Annotated in this window: 21 protein-coding genes and 1 pseudogene; 16 read left to right on the forward strand and 6 right to left on the reverse strand. The window is 34.2% G+C overall.

Annotated features, from left to right (window positions below; translation table 11 throughout):
- Nucleotides 1–36: 36 nt before the first annotated feature.
- Both Q2T46_RS09110 and Q2T46_RS09115 read left to right on the forward strand, forming a co-directional pair.
- Entirely contained in the window at nt 37–486 is a 450-nt protein-coding gene (locus Q2T46_RS09110) for a hypothetical protein (protein ID WP_303263222.1), read from the forward strand.
- Nucleotides 487–561: 75 nt separating this feature from the next.
- Nucleotides 562–1,680: a hypothetical protein gene (locus Q2T46_RS09115; protein ID WP_311062231.1), complete on the forward strand. Its 1,119-nt coding sequence runs from the start codon at nt 562–564 to the stop codon at nt 1,678–1,680.
- 199 nt (nt 1,681–1,879) lie between these two features.
- On the opposite strand, the gene adhE is transcribed toward Q2T46_RS09115, so the two are convergent.
- Nucleotides 1,880–4,459 (reverse strand): bifunctional acetaldehyde-CoA/alcohol dehydrogenase, encoded by a 2,580-nt coding sequence (gene adhE, locus Q2T46_RS09120; protein WP_303263220.1) that lies wholly within the window; start codon nt 4,457–4,459, stop codon nt 1,880–1,882.
- Between the two features lie 362 nt (nt 4,460–4,821).
- Here adhE and Q2T46_RS09125 point away from each other — a divergent pair, with 362 nt between their 5' ends.
- The 3 genes and pseudogenes from Q2T46_RS09125 to Q2T46_RS09135 form a co-directional block, all read left to right on the forward strand.
- Complete coding sequence (locus Q2T46_RS09125; protein ID WP_303263219.1) at nt 4,822–5,280, forward strand: hypothetical protein; 459 nt, start codon at nt 4,822–4,824, stop codon at nt 5,278–5,280.
- A 60-nt stretch (nt 5,281–5,340) separates the two neighbouring features.
- On the forward strand, nt 5,341–6,318 hold the full coding sequence (locus Q2T46_RS09130) for a spore photoproduct lyase family protein (RefSeq protein WP_303263218.1): 978 nt from the start codon (nt 5,341–5,343) through the stop codon (nt 6,316–6,318).
- Between the two features lie 22 nt (nt 6,319–6,340).
- A pseudogene (locus Q2T46_RS09135) lies at nt 6,341–6,661 on the forward strand (PAS domain-containing protein); the annotation flags it as partial.
- 44 nt (nt 6,662–6,705) lie between these two features.
- Here the strand turns inward: Q2T46_RS09135 and Q2T46_RS09140 are convergent.
- Nucleotides 6,706–6,897 carry an H-type small acid-soluble spore protein gene (locus Q2T46_RS09140; RefSeq protein ID WP_303263215.1) on the reverse strand — a complete coding sequence of 64 codons (192 nt, stop codon included), beginning with the start codon at nt 6,895–6,897 and terminating at the stop codon, nt 6,706–6,708.
- A gap of 179 nt (nt 6,898–7,076) precedes the next feature.
- Here Q2T46_RS09140 and Q2T46_RS09145 point away from each other — a divergent pair, with 179 nt between their 5' ends.
- A complete protein-coding gene (locus Q2T46_RS09145; RefSeq protein WP_303263214.1) occupies nt 7,077–7,655 on the forward strand; it encodes a glutaredoxin domain-containing protein in 579 nt (192 codons plus the stop codon).
- A gap of 39 nt (nt 7,656–7,694) precedes the next feature.
- Complete coding sequence (locus Q2T46_RS09150) at nt 7,695–7,979, forward strand: co-chaperone GroES (RefSeq protein ID WP_303263213.1); 285 nt, start codon at nt 7,695–7,697, stop codon at nt 7,977–7,979.
- 53 nt (nt 7,980–8,032) lie between these two features.
- Here Q2T46_RS09150 and Q2T46_RS09155 read toward each other — a convergent pair whose 3' ends face one another.
- The 4 genes from Q2T46_RS09155 to Q2T46_RS09170 form a co-directional block, all read right to left on the reverse strand.
- Complete coding sequence (locus tag Q2T46_RS09155) at nt 8,033–8,578, reverse strand: DUF5673 domain-containing protein (protein WP_303263212.1); 546 nt, start codon at nt 8,576–8,578, stop codon at nt 8,033–8,035.
- A gap of 236 nt (nt 8,579–8,814) precedes the next feature.
- Nucleotides 8,815–8,982, reverse strand: coding sequence for an RDD family protein (locus tag Q2T46_RS09160; protein ID WP_311062232.1), 168 nt, complete (start codon nt 8,980–8,982; stop codon nt 8,815–8,817).
- A gap of 241 nt (nt 8,983–9,223) precedes the next feature.
- Complete coding sequence (locus Q2T46_RS09165) at nt 9,224–9,787, reverse strand: histidine phosphatase family protein (protein WP_303263211.1); 564 nt, start codon at nt 9,785–9,787, stop codon at nt 9,224–9,226.
- A 140-nt stretch (nt 9,788–9,927) separates the two neighbouring features.
- Nucleotides 9,928–10,077: a hypothetical protein gene (locus Q2T46_RS09170; protein WP_303263210.1), complete on the reverse strand. Its 150-nt coding sequence runs from the start codon at nt 10,075–10,077 to the stop codon at nt 9,928–9,930.
- A 551-nt stretch (nt 10,078–10,628) separates the two neighbouring features.
- Here Q2T46_RS09170 and Q2T46_RS09175 point away from each other — a divergent pair.
- The 9 genes from Q2T46_RS09175 to Q2T46_RS09215 all read left to right on the forward strand — a co-directional run bounded on the left by Q2T46_RS09175 (nt 10,629) and on the right by Q2T46_RS09215 (nt 20,010).
- The gene (locus tag Q2T46_RS09175) at nt 10,629–10,925 is read left to right on the forward strand and encodes a hypothetical protein (protein ID WP_303263208.1); all 297 of its coding nucleotides are present in this window, start codon (nt 10,629–10,631) and stop codon (nt 10,923–10,925) included.
- A 238-nt stretch (nt 10,926–11,163) separates the two neighbouring features.
- On the forward strand, nt 11,164–11,916 hold the full coding sequence (gene sufC / locus Q2T46_RS09180) for a Fe-S cluster assembly ATPase SufC (RefSeq protein ID WP_303263207.1): 753 nt from the start codon (nt 11,164–11,166) through the stop codon (nt 11,914–11,916).
- Nucleotides 11,917–11,929: 13 nt separating this feature from the next.
- On the forward strand, nt 11,930–13,333 hold the full coding sequence (gene sufB, locus Q2T46_RS09185) for a Fe-S cluster assembly protein SufB (RefSeq protein ID WP_303263205.1): 1,404 nt from the start codon (nt 11,930–11,932) through the stop codon (nt 13,331–13,333).
- A 13-nt stretch (nt 13,334–13,346) separates the two neighbouring features.
- Complete coding sequence (gene sufD / locus Q2T46_RS09190; protein ID WP_303263203.1) at nt 13,347–14,513, forward strand: Fe-S cluster assembly protein SufD; 1,167 nt, start codon at nt 13,347–13,349, stop codon at nt 14,511–14,513.
- On the forward strand, nt 14,513–15,739 hold the full coding sequence (locus Q2T46_RS09195; protein ID WP_303263202.1) for a cysteine desulfurase: 1,227 nt from the start codon (nt 14,513–14,515) through the stop codon (nt 15,737–15,739). Before sufD ends, Q2T46_RS09195 begins: the two co-directional genes overlap by 1 nt.
- Entirely contained in the window at nt 15,736–16,149 is a 414-nt protein-coding gene (gene sufU, locus Q2T46_RS09200; RefSeq protein WP_303263201.1) for a Fe-S cluster assembly sulfur transfer protein SufU, read from the forward strand. The genes Q2T46_RS09195 and sufU overlap by 4 nt, the downstream gene beginning before the upstream one ends.
- A 184-nt stretch (nt 16,150–16,333) precedes the next feature.
- Nucleotides 16,334–16,729: a CRISPR-associated protein Csx20 gene (csx20, locus tag Q2T46_RS09205; RefSeq protein WP_303263200.1), complete on the forward strand. Its 396-nt coding sequence runs from the start codon at nt 16,334–16,336 to the stop codon at nt 16,727–16,729.
- Nucleotides 16,729–18,024, forward strand: a complete 1,296-nt coding sequence (csx2, locus tag Q2T46_RS09210) for a TIGR02221 family CRISPR-associated protein (protein WP_303263198.1) — start codon at nt 16,729–16,731, stop codon at nt 18,022–18,024. The genes csx20 and csx2 overlap by 1 nt, the downstream gene beginning before the upstream one ends.
- Before the next feature lie 9 nt (nt 18,025–18,033).
- Nucleotides 18,034–20,010: a Cas10/Cmr2 second palm domain-containing protein gene (locus tag Q2T46_RS09215; RefSeq protein ID WP_303263197.1), complete on the forward strand. Its 1,977-nt coding sequence runs from the start codon at nt 18,034–18,036 to the stop codon at nt 20,008–20,010.
- Nucleotides 20,011–20,014: the final 4 nt, after the last annotated feature.

Consider the following 20,014-nt stretch of genomic DNA (forward strand, 5'->3'; position numbering starts at 1 on the left):
TATAGATAAAATATTAATTAAGGAAGGATTGATAGTATGAAAAAAATTGTATTATTTTTATTGTGTTTCGTTTTGCTATTTCAGACAACAGCAGTTTTAGCAAATATTGATAATAATACACAACATAATAATAGCATAACTAAGAATGACAAAAATAATACAATTAATCCTGAGTGGGTTCCTTTCTGTCCAAATAGTCCAGACGGGTATCACTCGATGTGGCCAAGCCCTGGAGGTTACAATATTTTATATTGGATAGAAAATGGAAAAACTATGAGTTCAAAATATACATTGTGGACATGTAAGTATTGCGGTGCTTCTTTATATGAATCAACAGGATATGACGTATGGGCATACGAAAGTGATATATATAAAGAAGTTTTACATTATAATGTTGCTTTAGGATATTACTATGATATATGGATAAACCCAAGGTATGGTGCATTACCTGGAAGTGAAGAAGGGTATATATACCATCTATATTGATTTTATGTAAATAGTCATGTGAATTTAGTATGTTTGATGATGAAATTTGAGGGGAGGTTATTATTTGCTGTTATGATGAAGGCAAAGTTATATTTTCTTATTATATTGACAGTTCTTTCATTTTTTTTTGTTTCTTGTTCTGATGTTAAATTGGACAGGTACTGTTTTAATAAATCATCGGATCCTATTTTGCTTTATGTAGACAATGGTAAAATCATCTTAAACGATGGCGACAATGTGGTATTAGAAAGAGAAGGCAAGCTGTACAAAATCCCCAATATATCTTACGATTTTAGAAAAGATGATGTAGTTTTTCTGCCAAGCTGTGATGGCAACTATGCTATTATAGGCAATATCGATAATCCATACGTTGTCAACTTGAATGATGGGAGTAAAACTGAGATAGATAAAGATATCATATTGTACACAACTAAGTATTACCCATGGTCTGCTGATAATAAATTTCTTACATTAGCAGAAGGAAATACAATTAAAATTGTTGACTTAAGGACTCTGAAAACAAATACGAAAAATCTTGATGTAGAAGCGCAGAATGCTATTTGCATCGGCAGTCTTTTGTACTTCGAAAGCAAGGGGAAAATATATAAAATTGCAAATGATTCACAGCCGCAATTTATAACAAATGGATACTTGTTGTCTGTTGATGATAAATATAATATATATTTATATCGCAATCTTAACATGAAAGAAACAAAAATTTATAAAGTAGATAAGCATGGCAGCGAAAAAGAAATTGCATATATAGATGAACCGGTTATCTACAACAGAATTTACGGCAACTTATTCATTGCTATGACGAAAGGCGATAAAGGAATGCGATATGCTGACTATGAATTGATAAATTTAAAGACATCGAAACACATTTCAATAAAGAATGGTTCAGGTAATATAGATGTTTTTCCTGTTTTATCAAGGAATGGAGATATATCAATTAAATTTGTTTCTTCAGATTACACTGAGCTTATTGATACAAGAGATGGCACTTCTAAAATATTAAAGAATTTTATTCCATATACGGATTCTGACAGGAAATTTAGCATTGACATATATAGGAATATACCATTAGATTTAAATGAAATAGTTCAAATTAAAAAAGATGAAAATGGTTTTAGTATTGTTTTAGTAGATACTGATAATAAAAAAAATAAAACCATCGCCGATTTTAAATACTGACAAATTTTTAAACTTATAATACAATTTTAGATTGAGGGGAAATTCTATGGATTTAATTACAACTATTTTTTTAATAATAAATGTCGGTGCTCTGGCTTTTGTAATATATTTGCTGTATAAGATTTTGATGTATGTGTCTAAAAGGTGATGAAAAAAGACGGCTTTTGGTTTCATCTACTTAAAAGCCGTCCTTTTTTAATTATGCGCCGTACGCTTTCCTGTAAATCTCTGCGATTTCTTTTGTGAGAGGCATTCTTGGATTTGTTCCTGTGCACTGATCATTGAAGGCGATGTCTGACATTTCCTCGATTTCTTTTTCAAATTGTTCTTTGTTTATGCCGGCGTCTTTAAGCGTAAGTGGGATATTAAGCTCTTTCATAAGGTTCTTTATAGCTTCGATTAAGCTTTCCACGCCTTCTTCAACAGTTGATGCAGGCAGTCCTAAGAATTTGGCGATTTCTGCATATCTTTCTGCTGCTTTTGGATATTCATATTGTGGGAATGCCACAAATTTTGTAGGCTTTTCTGCATTGTACCTTATTACATACGGCAGAAGTATAGCATTAGCTCTTCCGTGTGGTATGTGGAACTTACCGCCTAGTATGTGTGCCATACTGTGGTTTATTCCTAAAAATGCATTTGTAAATGCCATACCAGCCATGCAGGAAGCATTGTGCATCTTTTCGCGGGCTTCTTCATCGTTGCCATTTTTATAAGCCCTTGGCAGATATTCAAATACGATCTTTATGGCTTTCTCTGCCAGCGCATCTGTGTAGTCTGATGCCATTACCGATACGTATGCTTCTATGGCGTGTGTCAGCACATCCATACCTGTGTCTGCTGTTACAGATGGTGGCACTGTCTTTGTAAGGTCAGGATCTATTATAGCTATATCTGGTGTGAGTTCGTAGTCTGCCAGTTGGTATTTGATGTTTCTCTTTTTATCAGTTATAACGGCAAATGCTGTCACTTCTGAACCTGTACCACTTGTTGTCGGTATTGCGATGAACAGCGCTTTTTTGCCAAGCTCTGGGAATTTAAATGCTCTCTTTCTGATGTCTGCGAATTTAAGTCTTAATGTTTCAAACTCGGTATCAGGATACTCGTAGAAAAGCCACATTCCCTTTGCTGCATCTATTGCAGATCCACCGCCTACAGCGATTATTAGGTCAGGATTGTATGAATTCATTATTTTTACGCCGTTCATTACTGTATCAACAGATGGATCTGGCTCAACTTCTGAGAATATTTCGTATTCGATGTTTGCTTTATCTAATTGATATGTCACTTTGTCTACGAAGCCAAGCTTAACCATGAATGGATCTGTCACTATGAAAGCCTTTTTCTTCTTTACTTTGCACAGATACTGCAGTGACCCGTTTTCAAAGTATATCTTTGGTGGAATCTTGAACCATTTCATTCTATCCTTCCTTATCACAACACGCTTAATATTTAAAAGGTTATTGACACTTACGTTGTCTGTTGTTGAGTTTCTTCCCATAGAACCGCAGCCTAACGTAAGTGATGGCGTGTTTGTATTGTATATATCTCCTATTGCTCCCTGTGATGATGGTGAATTTACGATAAGTCTTCCTGTGCGGACTCGCCTTGCAAATTCGTTTATTACGTCTTGATTTTCAGAGTGTATTACAGCGGAGTGTCCTAAACCTCCAAATTCAGTCATTTCTTCGCACTTTTTGATTCCCTCATTGTAGTCTTTAACAGTGTAGCAAGCAAGTATAGGGCTTAATTTCTCTCTTGACAGCGGATACTTTGGACCTACACCTTCGTATTCTGCAACTAATATCTTTGTGCCGTCAGGGACTTTAAAACCTGCCATTTCAGCAATCTTTGTTGCCGGCTGACCTACGACTGCAGGGCTCATTGCGCAGCTTTGCTCGTCAATTGCAAATTTCTCAAGCTTCTTTATCTCGTCTTTATTTAAGAAGTAGCAACCGTACTCCTTCATAAGCTTCTTTACTTCATCTGCTATTTCTTCGTCTATTATCACAGCTTGTTCTGATGCGCATATAACGCCATTGTCAAATGTCTTACTTAATATGAGGTCTGATACAGCTCTCTTTATGTTTGCTGATTTTTCGATGTAGCATGGCACATTGCCAGGACCTACGCCTAATGCTGGTTTGCCTGAGCTGTATGCTGCTTTTACCATTCCCGCACCGCCTGTTGCAAGGATTAGCGATACACCAGGATGTGTCATGAGAAGCTGTGTTGCCTCAATTGATGGTGTTTCTATCCAGCCTATGCAACCTTCAGGTGCACCTGCCTTTAACGCTGCTTCATACATGACTTTTGCTGCCGCTATGCTGCATTTTATAGCCTTTGGATGGAAACTGAATATTATAGGATTTCTTGTCTTTATGGATATTAAGCATTTAAACATTGTTGTGGATGTTGGGTTTGTGACAGGTGTGACGCCTGCAATGACTCCTATTGGCTCTGCTACTTCCATGTAGTTTTCTTCTATGTTTTCATTAATTATGCCTACTGTCTTTTCATTTTTTATGTCGTGGTACACGTACTCTGTTGCAAAAAGGTTTTTTGTAATCTTATCTTCATACACACCCATTTTTGTCTCTTCGTAGGCCATCTTTGCCAGCTCAACGTGTTTGTCAACACCTGCTAAAGCCATTGCCTTTACGATGGCGTCAATTTGCTCTTGAGTGTAAGACATGAATTTCTTCTGGGCTTCTTGTGCTCTTGACACAAGTAAATCTATCTGCTTCTGAATGTTTAATTCCGTTTTTGTCGTTGCCATAATAAACACCTCCGTGTTAATAAATTAACAATAAACACTTATTTTACAGGCGATTGTACCAATTATTCAAGCGTTTTAACAAGGAATTGCTTGAATAAATTGAACTTTGAACTGGATGATGTAAATAAATTTTGTTATACATTTAACAATCACCTTACATTTATATGATATATTATCAATATTATTTTGTCAATATAGAAAATTTTTTATAAACGATTAACTAAAAAATTTTTTTTTATATAGTAAGCCTTAAAATGAATTGAAATTCTTTACACACGCTTTAATACTGTATTTCTGAATTGTTGCTTGTGAATTTGCAGTATGGTATAATGGACAAAAAGGTAAAGGGGAGGGAAGGGATTTTGACAAATGAAGAATTCATGACCCTTGTGCTTCAAAGATTTGACTCAATCGATGAAAAACTATATAGCGTAGATAAAAGACTGGACAATTTGGATACAAGATTGGAAAATGTTGAAAACCGATTGGACAACGTAGATAGAAGATTGGAAAATGTTGGAAAGAGATTAGACAATGTAGAGAAGAGGCTAGACAATGTAGAAAATAGGCTTGACGCTGTAGACAAAAGACTTGACAGTGTTGATAAGAGGCTTGGCAATCTTGAAAGACAGCAAAGCGATGTTGACTATATTTTAAAACAGACATTTGAAGAGGTTACAAAACATACAAGCCTGCTTGCCAAATTTGAATTGAATTTTAAGAGAATAGATAAGAAATTTGACGTTTTAAATGATCATATTTTAGAAAGAGAAGCAGATGTAAAGCTGCTTTTAGATATACACAATCTTAATGATGTTTAAGTGGCGCTATGGGCGCTTTTTTGTTTATCATGATGTACTGTGAAAGGATGGAAAGGTGGTATGAGGTTTTCTCATGTTTACGTTGAGAAAGATGTTGTTGATAATCCAATAGCTAAGAAGATTTTAAATACTTTAAAAAGAAGCGTTGTAATTGAAATAGAAAGGTATGGGCATTTCTTCAATAGGCCGAGGCAAAGCTACCTGATGCAGAAAAAATCTTTAAATATTATACTTGCCAAGAAAAGGTACGATTTTATATACAGAGGCTCTTATATGTGCGAAGATTTTGGTAACGATGAGTTTTACCACACTTCAAACATTTTAAACTGCATCTATTCTTGCGATTATTGTTATCTTCAGGGGATGTATCCATCTGCTAACATTGTTGTATTTGTAAACATAGAGGATTTTTTTGATGAAGTGGACAAACTGACGAAGAATAAGAAAATATATTTAAGCATATCGTATGAGACGGATTTAATGGCATTTGAGCCATTTACGGGGTTTTTGTCGATGTGGATAGACTATGCAAAGAAAAATAAGAATTTGACGATGGAGGTAAGGACTAAAAGCGCCAATGTCAACATATTTGAAAACATAGAAATTCCTGATAATGTAATATTTTCTTGGTCCCTTTTACCTCAACCAGTGATTTCGATGTATGAGAAACTTACGCCATCCATTGATAAAAGGATATTGGCAATAAAAAAGGCCATTGAAAAAGGTGTAAAAGTGAGAATATCATTAGAACCTATTATGTACCTGGAGGGTTTTGAAAAGATATATTCAGATTTTATAGATAAATTGCATAGTGAATTACCACTTGAAAGCATACACGACTTTAATATAGGTGCATTCAGGATGGTAAAGGGGCAGGCCAAAAAAATAGAAAAGCTCAGGGAAACATCTCCTATCTTTTGTTATGAGACAGAAATAAAAAATGGCATTTGCACGTATAAAAATGACGAATACATGAAAGACTTTGTCTACAACGAATTAGTAAAATACATTGACAAAGAAAGAGTATTTGTAAAATAGTGATTTATATCACAGTAATAATTTCATTGATAAAGATGATGTAGTGAGATATTTCTCAAATAGCAATGACAGGATATTTGCAAGGACGAAGGCTGTAATAGGAAGGAAAGTCCAGTATTGTCATCCACCTGCCAGTGTCCATGTGGTGGAAGAGCTGTTGAGGGACTTTAAATCGGGGGAAAAGAGCCATGAAGACTTCTGGATAATGATGGGGGACAAATACGTATATATAAGATATTTTGCTGTAAGAGATGAAAATGGAGATTATTTAGGGACACTGGAAGTTACGCAAGACATAGCACCAATTAAAGCTTTAGAAGGTGAGAAGCGACTTATGTCGTAAGTTAAGGGCAGCTATATTCTATAAAAGAATAGGCTGCCCTTATATTATGAGCTTAATTTTTTTCCTTCTATTAAAAAACCAACAGGCACATCCATTACTGCGTTATCATTTAAAAATTTGATATTGGCAGATTTTTTATTTGGATTTAGAGAATTTATCCATACAGGATTGCCATCATAAATAACTTCATAATTCGATGGAGAATTATATATTTCTTCAGCTCTTTCATATTTCATAAAAACAACTCCTTTCCTTATAGATAGTATACATTAGCTTATATAAACATATACTTTTCTCATGATGTTTGATATGTTGACATTTTAATGCAGTGTGAATATAATATATTGTAGATTGGCCAGCTACCATTGGGGGGTATAATCCCGCGATTTATATATAATTGTAAGAGGTGTTGCGTATGTTAAGCTTCATAAAGGATAGGAGTGAATTTGAAGACATAAAAAAGTCAGCAGATTTTTTCATGCTGTTGTTTTACTCTAATAAATCTCAGAAAAGCTTAGAGGCATTAGATAATTTAAAGAAATTCAGTGATAAAAACAAAGATGTAAAAGTCTATGCAGTAAATGCATCAGATGTTAGAGATGTTCATACAGAATTTGGCATTACTGCTGTACCTGCTTTAATTGCTTATGGTGATGGAAAAGTGCAGCAGGTAGTCTACGGTGTACAGACAGAAGATTATTATGAGAGACTTCTTTCTACATCCCCTGTAAAGTCAAGCGATGGGTCAAAAAAATATCATAGGGTCATAGTATACACATCGCCTTCGTGCCCGTGGTGCAGCGCCACAAAGTCATACTTAAGGCAGAATAATATACCATTTAGAGAAGTCGATGTGACGAAAAATCCTGCTGCTGCTGAAGAGCTTGTAAGGAGAAGTGGACAGAGAGGCGTACCGCAGACAGACATTGATGGAACTATTGTGGTAGGCTTTGATAAGTCAAGATTAAATGCGCTTTTAGGTATTCAAGGATAAAAATTATTTATAATAACAATGAAGAAAGGATGATGTATTATGGAAAAGATACAGCCAGTTAACGGCAATGCGCTGATAAGATTAGAAGACACAGAAGGTGACAAAAAAGTAGGTGGCATAATAATACCAAGGAATGCCCAAGAAAAGCTTCATGAAGGTATTGTGGAAGGCCTTGCTGCAGGTGCCACAGACGAGATATCCATAGGTGATAGAGTCATATACAAAGAATTTTCTGGCACAAAAATAAAGCACGGAGATGTTGAGTATTTGATAGTGCCAGTAGATGATATAATAGCTAAATATGTTGATGTTGATGAGATATAGCCGAGACTTATTCTCGGTTTTTTTCGACCTATTTTTTTATTTGTTGATTGACGTTAGCGGTTTATATGCTCTTTTAATAAAAGTTTAATATTTTCTTTATCTTCTTTTTTAACAATTAATTTGATTTTATTGGTGGAGAAATTTAAAGCAATGACTAAGAAATTGTCTGTAAAACTGTAGCTTTGAATTTTATTCCATGTGTATAAAGTGCCCCAATGAAATATGCCTTTTTCGTTTATTCCGTCTTTTAATATGGAATGAAAAAAGGGAATTAGCCCAGATACAAAGATGATTAAAATAAGAATAGTGTGGAGAAAGTTTTTAGAATTATTGCTTAAATTTGGTATTAAGATGCAATACAAACTGATTGTAAGTAGTAATGTATTATTGCTTGTTTTTACTATCCATTTTGCTTTTCCAAAATATCTTTTGTCTTTGAAAAGAAGATATATATCACATATTACAGCAAGTATTACTGCCACTAAGAGAACAGAAAAAAATTTTTCTAAGATGTTATATCTACTTAATGATCCTATAATTAATCCAAAAGCCATAATTAATACAGCAATAATTATTGTTATAATGTTCTTTCTATTCATTTACAATGATACTCCTTCAGAAAAATTTTAAAATTTTTACTTGATGAGTAAGCTAATAATCATATATGTAATGAAATAAACTAAGAACATAAAGACGAATTGCTTTAAACTCTTCTTTTTAAAGTCACTTTTTTCTTTTTTAAATAACAGAAACATTAACAGTGTAAAAATTAAACTAGAAATCAATGCTCTTATAAAAAGTTTGAACATTTTGTTCATCCCTTCATTTGAAAAATTCAACTTTTTATTACAAAGGTACCAGCAATTATATCGTGCAAAGCTTGCTTGTATCTCGTCCAGCCAGCCATAGCAAAACCTATGAAAATTATTACAGTGGATAAAATAGAATCAATTCTTTTATCACTTGAATTTGGCTTGTTGATTAAAAGTTTTGTAAAATTCATAAGAGAATGTAATGAATATTGCAAATAAAAATATTTTGTCTATAACACCTTTAACGATAAATACCTTGATAATTCCATATAATGCAATTAACAAATATAATAGTCGATCAATTAAAATTCTAATTAATGGCTTTTCCATCATCATACCCCGTTTTTGTATAATTTTGAAAAATAAAAACTTAATTTTATTTTATCAAAGATTTTATATTGATAAAAGTAAAAGAAATAAATTTTTTAATTGTTAGTCAAAAATAAATTTTTCGATATTCAAAATATCTTGACCGTCGAAAGTAAAACAAACAATAAATGGCATAAGATCTTTAATTTTTTCAAATTCAGCATAATCGAATTCTTTATTAAAATAGTTTATTATCGTACTTAAAGCAGTTCCATGAGAAGATATCGCAATATTATGATCCACATTTTCTTCAAGTATATTCATAAGTGCTTTTATATTTCTTCTTTGAACATCATTTAAACTTTCTCCTCCAGGCAATTTATAATCAAAATTATGCCATTGTTCTTTTGCAAATTTATCAAAATCTTCTATCCAGGCATTGCCAATCTTTCTTTCTTTAAAATCGTCAATAACATTAATCTTTAAGTTTGCACTTTCTGCAAAATCTTTTATAGTGTCAATGGCTCTTTTATAAGGACTTGAAAATATCTTTGTAATATTTTTATCTGACAAAAATTCTGTAACTTTTTTGCAATCTTTTTGACCATCTTTAGTGAGTGGACGCATTAAATCATCTTTAATTGAAAAATCTGGTTTACAATGTCTTACAAAATATACTTTTGTCATATGATTTACTCCTTTATTTATAGATATTATTGTTTTTTTGCATTTCAGATACTACTTATATTATACTATACTGATAAAAAATTTGTTTTATGTGGTAATGAAATATTTTTAAAACAGCACCATAGCTTAAAACTATGGTGCTAAACTTTATAAATCTTTTCCTTTCCTATATACGGTTTCGCCTTTTCATATTCTTTGGTCACTAAATCGTAAAAAAACTCACATGCTTCTTCCTCTGATGTAAAAGTTTTTATTGTATATTTATTACCTCTTTCATCTTGGTCATACACTATCCAAATTCCTTCTTCATTTTGTTCTAACCAGAAATCAGAAAAAGGATCAAATTGTCCCGGTATTCCCCATATATATATTTCTGCTTAAATCTCCTGCAAGTGTGTCAATCCTTGAATTGTTTATAATATTTTTTGTTCCATTGTTAAAAAATATGCTTAGTTTAATTCCAAAAATATGTGAATTAGCCTTTTCAGTAATTTTATGTTATTTATTTCGGTTATTTTTTTTATCAGCTTTAGTTATGATTGCAAAAAAAATTTTCGCAAATTTCGGCATTTTTCGAGAAATTAGACGTGCTGTTAAAAATAATTCTTGACAAGAAAGCAATAAAACAATAAAATTTAAGTCAATAAATTTGATAAAGAATAAATAGTATTAAGAGAGAATTTAAAGCGACAGTCTAATGGTTAATATATGACATTTAAACTGCATTTCAGGACCCTTAGCTTGGTCGACAGATATTTATCATATTGGTTGCAGCTTTATAAAAAGTATAGGAATAGTTACGGGCATTAAAAGTTAAAAATAGAAAGGGTGCTGTAAGTACATGGCATATGTGTGGTTTTTCATGGCATTAGTTATACTGATTCAATTAATAAGGGGAGTAATAAAGAGAAAAATTGATATGATAGGTGCAGATTTAATTACAATATTATTCGTTGTGGCAATAGGAATTTTACATTTCTTTAACTTAAGTAAAAATAAGCTTAATTCTCTAGAAATACATATTTTTATCGCCTATATAATTTTAATTGTTTTATTTTTTATATATTGGATTCATCGTTATAATAAAAAGAACGGTATTAAATTAGTCTTTAAAAAACTAAACAATAATAAAAAATGAAAAATGTTTCAATCTAAAATCAGGAAATGGATTGTGATGGTATATCATAGCAACCCTTGTGGTATGTGTTTTTTTAAATTCATATTATTTTTCTCTGCTATAGATTGTGTCACACAAGGCAAAAATAAACAATGAGTATATTTTTCATATATTTGTTGATTTTTTTTTATATTAGGGTATAATTAAAACATGGAAGTAATCCCATTAAAATAGTAGGAATTAAAAAGGGAGTGTAAATATGAAGGATAATTTGTTAGAAATAAAAAATGTTAAAGCAGAAGTGGATGGCAAAGAGATATTGAAGGGGTTAAATTTAACTATTAAAAAAGGTGAAATACATGCTATCATGGGGCCTAATGGCAGTGGAAAAAGCACGCTGTGCAATGTAATAATGGGAAATCCTCATTACAAAGTAACAAACGGCGAGATACTGTTTGAAGGCGAGGATATTGTCAAACTTAAAGTAAATGAGAGGGCAAAGAAGGGAATATTCTTGTCTTTTCAGTCACCGGAAGAGATACCGGGGATTACGGTAGATAATTTCATAAGGACTTCATTAAGTGCAGTTACAAATAAAAATATGCCTATGCTTCAATTTGCAAAAAGCATGAAGGAAAAAATGGATATGCTGGATATGAAACCGGAATACAGGACAAGATATTTAAATGTGGGTTTTTCTGGCGGTGAAAAAAAGAAAAGCGAGATTTTACAGATGGCCATGTTAAATCCGAAGCTGGTTATACTAGATGAGATAGATTCTGGCCTTGACATAGATGCCTTAAGGGTTGTGGCTGAGACAGTCAGGAAGTTGAAGACAGATGATATGTCAATACTTATAATAACTCACTACAATAGAATACTGGATTATCTGGAGCCGGATGTTATCTCTGTCCTTGCAAATGGTAGAATCGTAAAAGAAGGAGATAAAAATCTTGCAAAGGAGCTTGAGAAGACAGGATATGAAAGCATCTTAGACGAAGTCCTGTCGTAAAGGGGTGAATCAAATGAAAAAAACCATTGTAAATGATATAGATTTTTCCAGGTACAATATCAAAAACGAAGTTAGATACTCGTACAAGACAGAGAAAGGTCTTTCTAAAAAGATCGTTGAGGAGATATCGGAGAGAAAAAATGAGCCTAAATGGATGAGGGACTTTCGTTTAAAGTCTCTTGAAATATATGAAAGTAAACCTATGCCTACCTGGGGCGTTGATATAAGCCAGCTTGACATAAATTCAATTGTGGCATATTTAAGCCCTGATACGAAGATGAAAAACTCATGGGATGAAGTGCCTGAAGACATACGAAATACGTTTGAGAAGCTTGGCATCCCTGAGGCAGAGAAAAAAGCGCTGTCCGGCGTTGGAGCACAGTACGATTCGGAAGTCGTGTATCACAGCATAAAAGATAATCTTGCTAAACAAGGCGTAATATTTGAAGATATGGATACGGCTTTAAAGAAGTACCCTGACATAATAAAAGAGCATTTCATGACTAAGAATGTTACACCAAATGACCACAAGTTTGCAGCCCTTCACGGTGCCATATGGAGCGGCGGAACATTCGTGTACGTCCCTGAGAATGTAAAAGTAGAGGTGCCGCTGCAAGCGTACTTTAGGATGAATGCACCTGGAACAGGTCAATTTGAGCACACCCTTATAATAGCTGATAGAGGAAGCGAAGTAAGATTCATAGAAGGGTGTTCAGCACCACAGTATGCAGTATCCAATTTACATGCAGGATGTGTTGAGCTTTTTGTAAAAGAAGGCGCAAGGCTTATATATTCAACGATTGAGAACTGGAGCAAGAACACGTACAACTTAAATACAAAGAGAGCACTGGTTGATAAAGATGGCGTAATAGAGTGGATATCAGGCTCATTTGGAAGCCACAAGACGATGCTTTATCCTTGTTCTGTCCTAAGAGGAAAAGGTGCTAAGTCTGAATACACGGGTGTAACATTTGCAGCAAAAGGTCAGCATTTAGATACGGGTTCAAAGATGATACATTTAGCACCGTACACATCATCAAAGGTGTTGGCAAAGAGTATTTCAAAAGATGGAGGAATTACAAACTACAGAGGGCTTTTAAAAATAGGTCCAAATGCCGAAGGTGCAAAGGCGTCTGTACAATGCGAAGGACTTATGATTGATGAGATATCGAGATCAGATACTATGCCTATTATAGAAGTATTAAATGACAATGTTGATATAGGACATGAGGCAAAAGTAGGAAGAATCAGCGATGAACAGATATTTTACCTTATGACGAGAGGTTTAAGTGAAGATGAAGCAAGGTCAATGATAGTTAGAGGATTTGTAGAGCCTGTGGCGAAGTCACTTCCACTTGAATACGCAGTTGAGCTTAATCGTCTTATAAAGCTTGAGCTTGAAGGCACAATCGGATAAAGGAGATGTTTCTATGATTAAATCGTTAGATTACAATACAATACAAGAGCTTATAAAAAGCAGTGGAAGCGAAGAGAAAGAACTTAGAGTAAAGGGATACGAAGTTTTTTCAAAAGTGCCTATGCCTATGTGGAAGAGAGTAAAGCTTGATGATGTCCATATTCCTTACTACAAAGAATACAAAAGTGCAATAATAAAGAATGAAGAGCAAGATGGCCTTGTTACAAATCTTATAACAAAGGCTTTGATGGATGATGACTTAAACTCATTAAACACAGCCTTAAAACGGAATTTCGGCGTAGATGATAAATTTAAAAATATGGTATTGGCATTTTACAATACTGGCTTCAGTATAAGGGCATTGCCTAATTCAAATATAAAATTGCCTATCGCGGTTAATTACGCTGTAAATGGTGACGATGATACGATAATAGACTTAAATCTCATAATAGCGGAGAGGGCATCAAACATGACAGTAGTGTTTGACTACAGCTCTGAAAAAAGAGGGTTTCACAATGGATTAACCGTCGTCATAGCCAAAGACGGTTCTAATGTAAACATCGTAAAAATCCAAAGGCTCAGTGATGATTCTTCGAATTTTGACAATAATATAATAATAACAGGAAATGATGCATCAGTTAGATGGACGCAGGTTGATCTTGGTTCAAGAGTAGACGCATACGATATAACGGCAGAACTTGAAGGGACTGGTAGCAGCGCTTACTTAAACTCAATATTTTTAGGTACAAAGAATCAAAGTCATGACATGTCATACAAGGTAAATCACATAGCGCCCAGAACGGAAAGCAATGTTGATGTAAAAGGTGCCTTGAAGGATACGTCGAAGGCTGTATTTAGAGGAAACTTAGATATGAAGCGAGGTGCTAAAAAGGCAAAGGGAAATGAAAGCGAAGTAGTTCTTTTGCTTGATAAGACAGTTAGATCTGATGCCATACCTGCTCTTTGGTGTTCTGAGGACGATGTCCAAGCAAACCATTCTGCCAGTGCAGGACAAATCGACGAAAATAAGCTTTACTACATGATGTCAAGAGGTTTAAGCATTGACGAAGCAAAACTTTTAATGGTTGAGGCAAGTTTTAATCCTGTTATTGACACACTGCCAAGTGATACTATGAGGGAATCTATTAGAGACTACATTGGAAGGAGGATTTCGGGCTGATGCTTGATATTTTAAAGATAAAAGACGATTTTCCTATTTTAAAGACATCTCCACATGGGAAAAAGCTCATCTATTTTGATAATGCGGCAACGACACAAAAGCCAACGCAGGTTGTAGAGGCTGTTGCTGACTACTATAAAAAGTACAATGCCAATGTGTACAGAAGCCCTCACTATTTAAGCACTTTGTCGACAGAAAGCTATGAAGAAGCCAGAGAAGCCGTAAAAAGGTTTATAAATGCGAAAACATCTGAATCAATAGTTTTTACTCGCAATGCTACAGAGTCCATAAACTTCATTGCCTACACATGGGGGCTTAAACATATTGGTGAAGGAGATGTGATAGTATTAACAATAGCTGAGCATCACAGCAACATCCTTCCATGGCAGATGGTTGCGGAGAAAAAAGGTGCAAAGCTTAAGTATGTCCACCTTGATGAAGATTCTAGGCTTGACTTAGATGAGTTTAAAAGGACTATCTCAGCAGGGCATGTGAAATTAGTTGCAGTACAGCACGCATCGAATGTATTAGGCATAATAAATCCAGTCGATGAAATCATAGATTTGTCTCATAGAAATGGTGCAAAAGTCTTAATAGATGGTGCACAAAGCATACCTAATATGAAGATAGATGTAGAGAAGCTTGGATGCGATTTTTACGCATTTTCCGGTCATAAAATGTTAGGACCTATGGGAATAGGTGTGCTGTATATAAAAGAAGATCTGCTGGATGACGTTCCTCCATTTTTAAGTGGAGGAGAAATGATAGATGAGGTTTTTGAGGACCATTCTACATTTGCACCATCACCTCTTAAATTTGAGGCAGGGACCCCAAACGTAGAAGGCGTATATGGCCTTATAAAGGCGATTGAGTATATTGAGGGTATAGGGCTTGACAATATTTTAAAGCATGAGCAAGAGCTTACAGAATATGCACTAAGCAAATTAGTTGAGATAGACTATGTGAAACTGTACGGACCGAAAAATGCTGAAAATAGGACGGGCATAATATCTTTTAACGTTTTAAATGTCCATCCACATGACGTTGCCACGATACTTGACCAGGATGGCATAGCGGTAAGAAGCGGTCATCACTGTTGTCAGCCTCTCATGAGGTATTTAGGTGTTCCAGCTACAGTGAGGGCAAGTTTTTACATCTACAACGACAAAAGCGAAGTCGATGCATTTGTGGATGGATTAAAAGATGTTAGGAAGTGGTTTAGATGAGCGATTTAAATCAGCTTTACTCAGAGATAATAATGGAACACTATGAAAACTCACCAAATAGAAGAGAGCTGGAAAACCCTACGATAAAAGAGAGAGGCCACAATCCCATCTGTGGTGATGACATAACGCTGGAGCTAAAGATGAATGGCGATGTGATAGAAGACGCTTCATTTGTGGGACATGGCTGCGCCATAAGCCAAGCTTCTACATCTATGATGTGCGATCTAATTAAAGGGAAAAATAAAAAAGAAGCCTTAAAATTGGTTGAGAAGTTTATCGATATGATTCACAAAAAAGATGTGGACCTTGACGAACTAGGAGATGCACAAATCTTGCAAGGTGTGTCAGATTTTCCAGCCAGAGTGAAATGTGCGCTACTGGCGTGGAAGACACTAGAGAAGATTATATAGAATATATTGCGCTTTAACAATTTGTTAAGGCGTTTTTTTATTGTTAAAATTTTAATTTTTTTGCAGGAAATTTTTAATTTATGTAGAAGTATGAATATAAATGTCACATTTAGTTTACCTATGAGGATTGTCATTTCTTTTAGTCTAATTTCCATAATGTAACAGAAAGAGGTTCAGTACACAAATGAAAAAGATGTTTTTGATTTTCTCTCATTCCTTGACTCAAAGTCAAAGGGAAGATGCTGTTTCTAATTTTGGCATTGATGAATTTGTAACTCTTCCAGATGAACTTAAAAAAATATGGGCATCTATACCACCGGAGGCAAAATCTATACGCCTTTGCGTGGACAAGATTGCTGAGTGGATAAAGCAAAATTCCAGTCAAGGTGATTATGTTCTTGTGCAGGGCGATTTTGGAGCTACATTTTTATTAGTAGATTTTTGCTTTGAAAGCGGATTGATACCCGTATATTCTACGACTGCACGAGATGCAGACGAAAAAACATTTGCTGATGGCACTGTAAAAGTGCAGAGGACATTTAAACACGTCAGATTTAGAAAATATGAGAGGTGGAAGTGATGGCAACAAAGTTTTTTTCATTTTTAGGTACAGGCAAATATGCTGAATGCAATTATTCGCTGGATGGCATAAAAATCGACGCGATTTGCTATGTTCAAGAAGCACTTATAGATATTTTTTTAAAAAAAGGCATCAAAATAGATGGCATTTATATCTTCAAGACAAAAGAAGCGACTACAGCTAATTGGCTTTCAAATGCAAAGCATCCTGAGAAAAGTGGGCTTTCTGGTGTGCTTAAAAAATACGAAGGCATAGTAAATACTATTGAAGCCGTAGATATCCCATCTGGGGAAATAGAAGAAGAACTTTGGGATATATTTGACAAAGTATTAGGAAAGATAAACTACAAAGATGAGATAATCTTTGACATAACGCATTCATTTAGATCACTGCCTGTCTTAGCACTTATAATATTGAATTACGCCAAATTCGTAAAGAAATGCGAGATAAAAGGCATGTACTACGGGGCTATAGAGGCTCTTGGAGTCCCATCAAATGAAATTGAAAAAAAATTAAAATTGGAAGATAGAAATGCGCCTATATTTAATCTCACTCCTTTTGTCAACCTTCTTGATTGGACAGTTGGAATCGATCGTTTCATAGAAGATGGCGATTCAAGGTATATAAATAAGCTTATAGAGCATGGGAAAAATGAATTATTTAAAAAAGGCATGAAAGATGATAAAGATATTTTAGAAAAGCTTGGCAAATCAATAAAAAAGTATACAAATAATCTAGCTGTATGCAGAGGGAAATCAATATCAGACGATGGCATAGAGCTAAAAGAAAATGTAAATAATGCTCTTAATATATCAGAAGAAAGTTACATAAAGCCAATGACACCATTAATAGAGAATATAAAGAATCACTTTGATAATTTTACTGATGATGAAGACAAAAACATGATACAGGTGGTGAAATGGTGCAGAGACCACAACATGATACAGCAAGGGCTTACGATACTGGAGGAAGGCATAATAACATATTTCTGCAACAAGTTTGGAGTTGACAAATATAATAAAGAAATCAGAACTGCTATAGGACAAGCATTTTACATAAAGATTAAAAATGCTCCCAAGGATGAATGGAAAGATGAAGCAAGACTTCATGAAGATATTGTAAATAAAATATTAGATAGAGAAGATAGTGAGAAATTGGCTAAATTGATTTACGATATAAAAAATGTCAGAAATGACATAAATCATGCTGGATGGAGAAATAACAGCATGTCGTATGACACTTTTGTAAAAAAGCTTAATGCCTTTATAGATGATGTAGAAAAAATTATAGAGTGAGGTGATAACGTGTATATAGATTTTGCAGATGAAAAAGTTAGATATGAGAAACTTCCCGGTGGATATATAAGCTGGGTAGACATTGTTACTGGCACAAATTACTGCATGAAGATGGATGATTATGAAAAGAAATTTAAGAAGATAGCTCAAAATATATCCGTGATGAATAGTGACGAAATATACGAGTACTTGAAAAACGAGGTAGATGAAATACCGTACATTAGACCATACAAAGACAAAAAAGATGTTAAGGCACCTTCTTTAAAAGATGCTGCTACGTTGGCCGTTTGCTTTGCATATGCCATGGACAATTCAAATGATGTAAGGCTCGAGATGTATCATCACTTTTTTGAGATAGAAAAATCTCAAAGTGAAAGCATAAATACCGCATTAAAAATGGTAGACATGCTTGCCCTTGGGGAAAAATTTGAAGATTCCATCAGAAATGCAGATATAAAGATAATAAAAGGCGGTGTATATAAGACAAAAAAGTATATCGTTGAGAACAATGATATAAAGTGCTTGAGAGGTTCTAGCTATCTTTTAGATAACATAAACAGAGTAAGGATACCTGATTACTTCAAAGAGAAGTTTATACCAGAGGCCATTATCTACTGTGGTGGAGGAAATGTCTTTGCCGTGGTGCCTGATAATGATATTGATATAGAGTATGATTTAGAAAGACTTTATGAAGATGTGACGATAACAGCTCAGAGCGCCTTTATATCGTATAAAACAACTTTAAAAGATCTACTGAATGATTATAAAGATGTCATAAGAGATTGTGAAGAAATGCTGGAAGATAGGAAAAAATTAAAACTATACTTAAATGTTGATCCGCATAATGGTGATATAAATAAAGGAATAGAAGACAAAGACATGGTGATAAATGAGATAATGCACAAACCGATAGAAAGCGGAGCCAAATTGATATGTAAATTCTGTAATTTGAGAGATGCACACTATACAATTCAGACAAGTGAAGGAGAGAAAGGTGTATGCTTAAGCTGCCTTCACAAAATTGAAGCAGGAACTCATGCTAAAAGTGGATTTCATGAAGATTTTCAAAGAATGCATTTAAAAAAATTTGGACAAGGACAATACGGTGGCAAAAAAGTTCAAGGCTTAGACGAGATTGGGGCCTTTAAAAACAATGGATACATGGCTTTAATATACGGAGATGGCAATAATTTTGGAAACATAATAAAGAATATAAAAAATGTATACGAGATGATGTATTTTAGCAGAAAAGCGGAAAGTTCTGCCTTTAAATCAACATTGGAGGCTATACGTAAAGGGTATGAGGCAGAGGGAGAGGAGATCCCATTTGAAGTTATTGAGCTTGGAGGCGATGATATATTTATAATAACCCCTGCAAAATCCAGTTTAGCAATGGCGTCAAAGCTTATTGAAACATTTGATAAAGAATTTCAAAACAAGTCGGATATTAACAAAAGTGCAAATGTGACAATGTCTATTGGTGTTGCAATAAGCAAATATTCCACACCTATAAGAAATATGTTTGAATTGGCCAATAAGCTTTTGAAAAAAGCTAAATCATATTCAAAAAAGATGGACAACAAAATTGGGACTGTTTCATTTGCAGTTTTAGAAAGCAATATGTATTTGGAATTGGATAGGGATAAAGGCAGCAATTATGACTTTATACATCAAGGTATTTTAAATTACACGTGGATTGACATGACTAAGCTTATAAACTTGGTACTGAAAATGAAAGAAAGCAAAAAGATGATGAAAAACTACATATACAAACTTAGGGATGCTGCAAGCATGATGTTGCCATTGGAGTTTAAGCTTTTTTACATGTACGACAGGTCAAGGTCAAATATAGAAGATATTGAAAAAGGACTTGTGGAGATTGCCAATGGCTGTTTTGAAGAGGGTCTTTTTAGGCTTTCAGGTGAAAACGGCATGGAATACCACTCACCGTGGTATGACATTACCGAGATTTGGGATTATGTATAGGATT

The organism is Thermoanaerobacterium sp. CMT5567-10 (assembly GCF_030534315.2).
Taxonomy (GTDB): Bacteria; Bacillota; Thermoanaerobacteria; order Thermoanaerobacterales; family Thermoanaerobacteraceae; genus Thermoanaerobacterium.